The 6,198-nt window shown below is 62.9% G+C and carries 6 protein-coding genes; 4 read left to right on the top strand and 2 right to left on the bottom strand.

Annotated features, from left to right (window positions below; translation table 11 throughout):
• Positions 1-29 precede the first annotated feature (29 nt).
• Both WA943_RS12440 and WA943_RS12435 read right to left on the bottom strand, forming a co-directional pair.
• Positions 30-374 carry an ArsR/SmtB family transcription factor gene (locus tag WA943_RS12440; protein WP_424470200.1) on the bottom strand — a complete coding sequence of 115 codons (345 nt, stop codon included), beginning with the start codon at positions 372-374 and terminating at the stop codon, positions 30-32.
• 51 nt (positions 375-425) lie between these two features.
• Positions 426-935 carry an arsinothricin resistance N-acetyltransferase ArsN1 family B gene (locus tag WA943_RS12435; protein WP_424470199.1) on the bottom strand — a complete coding sequence of 170 codons (510 nt, stop codon included), beginning with the start codon at positions 933-935 and terminating at the stop codon, positions 426-428.
• Positions 936-1,064: 129 nt separating this feature from the next.
• Between WA943_RS12435 and purT the strand changes: the two genes are divergently transcribed.
• The 4 genes from purT (at position 1,065) to mreC (ending at position 6,150) form a co-directional block, all read left to right on the top strand.
• The gene (gene purT, locus WA943_RS12430; protein WP_424470198.1) at positions 1,065-2,261 is read left to right on the top strand and encodes a formate-dependent phosphoribosylglycinamide formyltransferase; all 1,197 of its coding nucleotides are present in this window, start codon (positions 1,065-1,067) and stop codon (positions 2,259-2,261) included.
• Between the two features lie 133 nt (positions 2,262-2,394).
• Positions 2,395-3,354 (top strand): LysR family transcriptional regulator, encoded by a 960-nt coding sequence (locus WA943_RS12425; protein ID WP_424470197.1) that lies wholly within the window; start codon positions 2,395-2,397, stop codon positions 3,352-3,354.
• A gap of 524 nt (positions 3,355-3,878) precedes the next feature.
• Positions 3,879-4,919, top strand: coding sequence for a rod shape-determining protein (locus WA943_RS12420; protein WP_424470196.1), 1,041 nt, complete (start codon positions 3,879-3,881; stop codon positions 4,917-4,919).
• Between the two features lie 136 nt (positions 4,920-5,055).
• Complete coding sequence (mreC, locus tag WA943_RS12415) at positions 5,056-6,150, top strand: rod shape-determining protein MreC (protein WP_424470195.1); 1,095 nt, start codon at positions 5,056-5,058, stop codon at positions 6,148-6,150.
• The last annotated feature ends 48 nt before the right edge of the window (positions 6,151-6,198 follow it).

The following is a 6,198-nucleotide window of genomic DNA, read 5'->3' as shown; positions in this document are numbered from 1 at the left end:
TCCGTGATCTGCGTGATTATGCGCGGGCATCAGACCTGTTCCTCGTGAGGTTCTTCGTTCACATGCGCGATCATGTCGGCGATGACGTGGCGCACGTGAGCATCGTGAATACGGTAGAAAATCTGCTTGCCGCGCCGCTCGGGGCTGACGAGGCGGGCGGCGCGCAGCAGGCGCAGATGATGGCTGACCAGCGACGGCGAAAGCCCGAGCGTCGCCGCCATGTGCCCGACCGATTGCGGGCCCGCCAGCGTCTCGATGACGATGCGCAAGCGGCTCGCATCGCCAAGCAGGCGAAACATCTCGGCAAGCTCGACCGCCTTGTCGTCGGATAGGGCGGGCAGGGTTTGCGAATGAAGCGGGATCGGCGAGGGCATTGCTGGGCCTATGTGTAACGAGGGCATCTGCATTGATTTCGACATGCGCGCTCAAGCATCGCTCAGACGCCGCTGCCACCAGCCGACATCGAGCCACTGTCCGAATTTGAAGCCGACTTCGCGATAGACGCCGACCGGCTTGAATCCCATGCGTTCATGCAAGGCGACGCTGCCGGTGTTTGGAAGGGTGATGCCGGCAAATGCCGCGTGAAAGCCGCGCTCGGCAAGCATGGGCAACAAGGCGCTATAGAGTGTGCGTCCGACGCCGCTGGCGCGTGCCTGCTCGGCGATATAAACGGTCACGTCCACGGACAAGCGATAGGCGGCACGTTCGCTGTGTCGGCCCGCATAGGCGTAGCCGACAACTTGCCCGTCACGCTCCGCGACCAGATAAGGGTAGGACTGCAAGATTGCCGCGATGCGTTCGGCCATCTGCGCTGTGGTGGGCGGCGTTTCCTCAAACGAGATCACCGTCTTCTCCACAATCGGCGCGTAGATCGCCTGGATTGCGGCTGCATCGGCAACGGTTGCGGGGCGCACAAGCAGCGGCTGCGTGGTCATGCTGAAGACCTTACATATGAATAGGTGTTCATATGTTATATGCGTCGGACCTTTTTGCAAGCCCTTGCGGGTGCGGCAGACTGTCAGCCGTGCTACATCGCCCCCATTCAAGATTATCTGAGGGATTCTATGCGTATCGGTACGCCGCTCACAGCCAACGCGACGCGGGTCATGCTTCTGGGATCGGGGGAACTCGGCAAGGAAGTCGCCATTGAACTTCAGCGCTATGGCGCGGAGGTGATTGCGGTCGATCGCTATGCGAATGCGCCTGCCCAGCAGGTGGCTCACCGCGCCCATGTGATCCAGATGACCGATGCAGCGGCCTTGCGCGCCATCGTCGAGCTGGAGCGCCCGCATCTCATCGTCCCCGAGATCGAGGCGATTGCGACTGAGGAGCTGGTGCGCATCGAAGCGGAGGGCCTTGCCGAGGTGATCCCGACGGCGCGGGCAGCCCAGCTCACCATGAACCGCGAGGGCATTCGCCGTCTCGCCGCCGAAGAGTTGAAGCTTCCCACATCGCCTTATGTTTTTGCGGCATGTGCGGATGAGCTGGCCGCAGGCGCGGCGCGCGTCGGCTTTCCCTGTTTCGTGAAGCCCGTCATGTCCTCATCGGGCAAGGGCCAGAGCTATGTCAAAAGCGCCGGCGAAGTGCAGGCGGCCTGGGACTATGCGATGTCGGGCGGCCGCGTCGAGCGTCGGCTTGTCATCGTCGAGGGTGCTATCGACTTCGATTATGAAATCACGCTGCTCACCGTTCGCTCGCGCCGCGCGGATGGCGCTGTCGAGACGAGCTTCTGCGCGCCCATCGGCCATTTGCAGGACAAGGGCGATTATATTGAGAGCTGGCAGCCGCAGCCGATGAGCAAGCTCGCGCTCGAGCGTTCGCAGGAGATCGCGCGGAAAGTCACGGATGCGCTTGGCGGACGCGGCATTTTCGGCGTCGAGCTTTTCGTCAAGGGCGACGATGTCTGGTTCTCGGAAGTGAGCCCGCGTCCCCATGATACGGGTCTCGTGACGCTGGCGAGCCAGCATCAGAGCGAATTCGCGCTTCATGCCCGCGCAATCCTCGGGCTTCCCGTCTCGACCGAGCTTGCCTCTCCGGGGGCGTCATCCGTCATTTATGGCGGGCTGGAAGAGCAGGGCATCGCCTTTGAGGGGCTGGATGCGGCGCTTGCCGTGCCGGGCGCGGATGTGCGCCTGTTCGGCAAGCCGGAGTCTTTCCTGCGCCGCCGCATGGGCGTTGCGGTTGCGCGCGGCAAGGATATTGCCGAAGCACGGGCGCGGGCCAAGGAAGCTGCCTCGCTGGTGAAGCCGGTTCGGGGGTAGGGCGACCCTCCGCCCTTGCAAATCCGCAGTCATATTTTCCCAATCCTGCATTTATCGCGCGTTCAAACCCGGCTAGTCTGTCGTTAGCGCAACAGCGTTTTGCGCCAGAGCGGTATCGAAAGCGGCAACGGACATGAATTGGGACGATCTTCGCTTCTTTTTGGCTGTTGCGGGGGCGGGTAGCCTGTCCGGTGCCGGGCAGCAGCTTGGCGTAAACACCACCACCGTTTTGCGTCGCGTGGCCTCTCTCGAAGACGATCTGGGCGCGCGGCTCTTTGAGCGCGAGCGCACCGGCTATCGGCTGACGGCGGCGGGCGAGAAGCTTGTCGAGGCGCTGGAGCCTGTGGATCGGCGGCTTTCTGCGCTTCCCAGAGACTTCGCGGCGGCAGGCGAGGGCAATGAAGGCACGGTTTGCCTCGCCGCCAGCGATATTCTCGCCGCCTATATCATCGCACCGGAGCTTGCCGGGTTTCACGCAGCCCATCCGGGGCTCGAACTCGAACTCGTGACCGATCCGCGCGTGGGCGGCAGTGGCGGTGCGCCGCGCATCGGAAATCCGCTGAAGGATGTCGATGTCGCGCTCAGGGTGGCGCGGCCCACGCAGGGCGACATGCTGATGCGCAAGGTAGGGGACATGGCCTATGGGCTCTATGCCTCGCCCGGCTATCTGGCCGAACGCGGCCAGCCCGAGCAGATGGCTGACCTTGCCAGCCACGACATCATCGGTTTTCCGCGCTCCGAGGTGCCGCTTGGTCCGGTCTGGTGGGTGTCGCGCGCGGAGAAGAACTCGCGCGTCGTCTTCCGCTCGTCGAGCGTGGCGGCGCGAGCTGAGGCGGCGCGGCGCGGCCTCGGGCTTGCGGCATTGCCCTGTCTCGTTGCGGATCAGGATCCGGCACTGGTCCGCGTCTTCGGGCCGGAGCTTCTCGGTGCGCTCGAATTATGGCTTATGGCACGCAATGATCTCGCGCAGCTCGCGCATGTCCGCGCGGTTATGGAGTTCCTCGTCGATGCCGTGAAGCGTCATCGCTCGCGTCTTGAGGGGCGCGCACACGAGATCACGGAACTGCCTCCAAAACCCTTGAAAAGCCGCTGATTACAAGTCTTTCCCGTTGCGCGGCTTAACGCTTTCAGCGTACAAGTTTTGTGCTGACGCGGCCTGCGGCTCCGAAGCGCACATGTTCGGCGATTCGGTTTTGTTCGCGGCTCGTCGGACAAGTAAACGCGTTCATGGGCCAAGTCGTTGTCCGGCCTGCATCAGCACATAACCAGCAGACGGGAAGAGACGATGGCCTCGAAGGTCGGTGCGGACGGAGGAAGCAAGAGGTTCATTTCCTCCGCGCGACCCGTCGACTGGCACGGCTCCCCGTCTTGTTCGTATACGGACCGTGTATGAAGCGTTTCTGTGTCCCGATTTTGCGTGCTCAAGGCCGCGCGGACAGACGCTCTCAGGGGCGGGCACCCTCAGTTCATTCGGTTGGTTTTCGGGCAGCGGCAACGTCGTCGGAAATTCGGCGCGTTAACAGTTTGATCACCATAAGTCGCGACACTCTCACCCGTCGATGCTGCGCGTAATGACAATCGCGGTTCATCGACCCACTGTTGAAGGATTTTAAAAGCATGCTTTCCGGACTGCTCGGCATGTTTTCGGCCGATATGGCAATTGACCTCGGCACGGCGAACACTCTTGTCTATGTAAAAGGCAGAGGGATCGTCCTGAACGAACCGTCGGTCGTCGCCATTATCGAAAAGGGCGGAAAGAAGCAGGTTCTCGCCGTCGGCGAAGAGGCTAAGCTGATGCTTGGCCGCACGCCCGGCAATATTCAGGCAATCCGGCCGATGCGTGACGGCGTGATCGCCGATTTCGAAGTCGCGGAAGAAATGATCAAGCATTTCATCCGCAAGGTTCACAACCGGCGCTCCTTCGCCAATCCGCAGATCATCGTCTGCGTGCCTTCCGGCTCAACAGCCGTCGAGCGGCGCGCCATTCAGGAATCTGCGCTTTCGGCCGGCGCGCGCCGTGTCTATCTCATTGAAGAGCCGATGGCAGCGGCAATCGGCGCGGGGCTTCCCGTGACGGAGCCGACAGGCTCGATGATCGTCGATATCGGCGGCGGCACGACCGAAGTGGCCGTGCTCTCTCTCGGCGGCATCGTTTATGCGCGTTCCGTGCGCGTCGGCGGCGACAAGATGGACGAGGCGATCATCGCCTATATTCGTCGTCATCATAATCTTCTGGTGGGCGAGGCATCTGCCGAGCGCATCAAGAAGGAAGTCGGCTCGGCGGCGATCCCGTCCGATGGCGACGGCATGACGATCGAGATCAAGGGCCGCGACCTGATGAACGGCGTGCCGAAGGAAATCCGGATCGGCCAGCGCCAGATCGCCGAAAGCCTTGCGGAACCCGTCGGCGCGATTGTCGAAGCGGTCAAAGTGGCGCTTGAAGCGACGCCGCCCGAACTTGCCGCCGATATCGTCGACAAGGGCATCGTGCTCACGGGCGGCGGCGCATTGCTCGCCAATCTGGATCAGGTTCTGCGCGACGAGACGGGCTTGCCCGTCTCCATCGCAGACGATGCGCTTTCCTGCGTCGCGCTTGGCACGGGCAAGGCGCTCGAGCACATCAAAACCATGAAACATGTATTGTCGTCAGTTTACTGAGACCGGATATTCGCGATGAGCGATCGGGATCGGCAAGCTTGGCTGAGGGGGCGGCGGGAGCGGTAAGTTGGCGATGGATCCGAACCGTTCAGCAATGCCTGTCCGTGAGATTTCGCACAGAATCTCGCTCATATTCATGCTTACGCTTGCGGCAGCGCTGCTGCTGCTTGGCCGGGCGGAGACTTATGTCTTCGATCGTGCGCGCCAGGTCGTCACCGATATGGCGGCCCCTCTCCTTGAAATGGCATCGCGGCCTGTCGCCGTCGCTCGCCGCGTGGTCGAGCGCACCGACGAATATGCCTATGTCTTCGATGAGAATGAGCGGCTGCGCGCTGAAAATGCTCGCCTCCTTGCCTGGAAGGAAGCGGCGCTGCGGCTCGAGGCCAAGGTTGCGCGCTATGAAGCGCTGCTGAACGTTCAGGTCGATCCGGGCATCAACTATATCAGCGGCCGCGTCGTCAGCGACAATGGCGGCCCCTTTGTCGATACGGTGATCGTCAATGTCGGGCGCGCGCAGGGCGCCAAGAGCGGCGACGCCGTTATCGACACGGATGGGCTCATCGGCCGCGTCGTGGCGACGGGCGAAAAGGCCAGCCGCATTCTTCTGCTCACCGATCTGAACAGCCGCATCCCCGTCGTCATAGAGCCCGCGCATTACAAGGCCGTGCTCGCGGGCGACAATACGAATTGGCCGAGGCTCGAATATCTGCCCGCCGCCAGCAGCATCTCGCCGGGCGACCGTGTCGTGACCTCAGGCGATGGCGGGCTCATTCCGCCCGGCCTGCCCATCGGCCTCGTCATCCAGACGAGCGACGGTTTCATGCGTGTGCAGACATTTGCCGATCGTGACCGGCTCGATTTCGTGCGCGTCCTTCAATATGAGTTCCCCTCGCAGGTCGCGCGTCAGGACCCGCCGGATGTGCTGAAAGGCCCGCCGGTCACGTCGAAGCCTGTCGAGCCCGTGCCGGAGCTTCCCAAGCCCGGCGCCGTGAAACCGGCAACGCCGCCCGCATCGCAGACGGTGAGGCCGAAGCCTGCCGCCGCTGTCGCACCGAAACCCGCAAAGCCCGCGCCGGTCACGAGCGGCAATGCGCCGCCTGCCATCGTTGCGCCTGCGGCCGAGGGCGGCATGCGTCCGATTCCCGATCCTGAAGTCGAAGACGAGGTCGATACAGCGCCGCCGCCGAGCGACATCAATCCGGGCGGCAATGATACGCCGGGCACCGAATGATGGCGCGGCTCGAACCATACACACCGACACCAGCATCGCGCGCGAGCC

Origin of the sequence: Parvibaculum sp. (assembly GCF_049651025.1) — a bacterium.
In the GTDB taxonomy this organism is placed as follows: Bacteria; Pseudomonadota; Alphaproteobacteria; order Parvibaculales; family Parvibaculaceae; genus Parvibaculum.
Note: the sequence above shows the minus strand (reverse complement) of the source record. Positions and strands in the feature narration are given on the sequence as shown.

Excerpts from the sequence above, each read along its gene's own strand:
- WA943_RS12440 (WP_424470200.1), bottom strand. The coding sequence starts at position 374 with ATGCCCTCGCCGATCCCGCTTCATTCGCAAACCCTGCCCGCCCTATCC.
- WA943_RS12435 (WP_424470199.1), bottom strand. The coding sequence starts at position 935 with ATGACCACGCAGCCGCTGCTTGTGCGCCCCGCAACCGTTGCCGATGCA.
- purT (WP_424470198.1), top strand. The coding sequence starts at position 1,065 with ATGCGTATCGGTACGCCGCTCACAGCCAACGCGACGCGGGTCATGCTT.
- WA943_RS12425 (WP_424470197.1), top strand. The coding sequence starts at position 2,395 with ATGAATTGGGACGATCTTCGCTTCTTTTTGGCTGTTGCGGGGGCGGGT.
- WA943_RS12420 (WP_424470196.1), top strand. The coding sequence starts at position 3,879 with ATGCTTTCCGGACTGCTCGGCATGTTTTCGGCCGATATGGCAATTGAC.
- mreC (WP_424470195.1), top strand. The coding sequence starts at position 5,056 with ATGCTTACGCTTGCGGCAGCGCTGCTGCTGCTTGGCCGGGCGGAGACT.